Annotated in this window: 2 protein-coding genes; one reads left to right on the forward strand and one right to left on the reverse strand. The window is 72.7% G+C overall.

The window, feature by feature from the left end; translation table 11 throughout:
- Positions 1-556 (forward strand): GGDEF domain-containing protein (locus tag B0W88_RS31875; protein ID WP_144007150.1); only part of this gene is annotated, 556 nt, incomplete at its 5' end.
- Here B0W88_RS31875 and B0W88_RS31880 read toward each other — a convergent pair.
- On the reverse strand, positions 553-1,089 hold the full coding sequence (locus tag B0W88_RS31880; RefSeq protein WP_077038419.1) for a chromate transporter: 537 nt from the start codon (positions 1,087-1,089) through the stop codon (positions 553-555). The genes B0W88_RS31875 and B0W88_RS31880 overlap by 4 nt on opposite strands.
- Positions 1,090-1,152: the final 63 nt, after the last annotated feature.

The raw sequence follows: 1,152 nt of genomic DNA on the forward strand, positions 1-1,152 counted from the left end.
GGCCAGCCACCTGCGCAGCCATGAGCGGGCCCGCCACGTGGCCGAGCTGCAGGCCCGCACCGACACGCTGACCGAACTGCCCAACCGCCGCGCCTTCTACGAAAGTGCCCGCGGCCCCTTCGCCACCGCGCTGCGCCGGCGCCGGCCGCTGGCCGTGGCGATCCTGGACATCGACCATTTCAAGGACTTCAACGACCAGCATGGCCACGAGGGCGGCGACCGCGCGCTGGTCACGCTGGCCGGCCTGCTGCGCCGCAGCAGCCGTGCCGGCGACCTGCCGGTGCGCTGGGGCGGCGAGGAGTTCGTGCTGCTGCTGCCGGAGACGACGCTGGAGGATGCGCTCGCCTTTGCGGAGCGCCTGCGCGCCGCGGTCGAAAGCACAGCGGTCGACCTGGGGCAGGGCAGGCGGGTGTTCCTGACGATCAGCCTTGGCGTCGCACCGCTGGTCCATGAGGCGGACGCCACGCTGGACGGCCTGATCGCCACGGCCGACGAGAACCTCTACCGCGCCAAGAACGAGGGGCGCAACCGGGTGGTCGGGCCCGAAGCAGCCTAGACCACGCCCAGTGCGCCGAGCACCCCGCCGGCCAGCACCAGCCACACCAGGCTGAAGCGCGTCTTCAGCACCAGCAGCACCGTCAGCACCAGCAGCGCGACGGTGCTGAGCCCGCGGCCCGGCATCGTGGCGTAGGGCGCGGCCAGCAGCCAGCCGGTGGCCAGGATCAGGCCCAGCGTCAGCGGGGTCATGCCTTGCGTGAAGGCGCGCACCCCGCGGCTCTCGCGGTTGGCGGCGGCCCAGCGGGTGGCCGTCAGCGCCAGCGTGGTGGAGGGCAGCAGGGTGCCCGCCATCGTGGCCAGCGCACCGGGCAGGCCGGCCACGTTCCAGCCCAGCACGGCGACGAAGAGCACGTTGGGCCCCGGCGCCGCCTGGGCGATGGCGATCGAACTGGTGAACTGCGTATCCGTCAGCCAGCCGCGCTCGGCCACGAGGAAGCGGTGCATCTCGGGCGCGGTGCTGATCGCACCGCCGATGGCCAGCAGCGAGATCAGCGCGTAGTGCAGGAAGAGGGCGACCAGGTCGACGGTCATTGCTTCAGCACCTTCCAGGTCAGCGCCATGCCGACGCCGCCCACGGCGAGGACGACCCAGGGC

The organism is Pelomonas sp. KK5 (genome assembly GCF_001984095.1).
GTDB lineage: Bacteria > Pseudomonadota > Gammaproteobacteria > Burkholderiales > Burkholderiaceae_C > KK5.

What these genes read in the sequence shown, in the direction of transcription:
- B0W88_RS31880 (WP_077038419.1), bottom strand. Translation starts at nt 1,089, where the DNA reads ATGACCGTCGACCTGGTCGCCCTCTTCCTGCACTACGCGCTGATCTCG.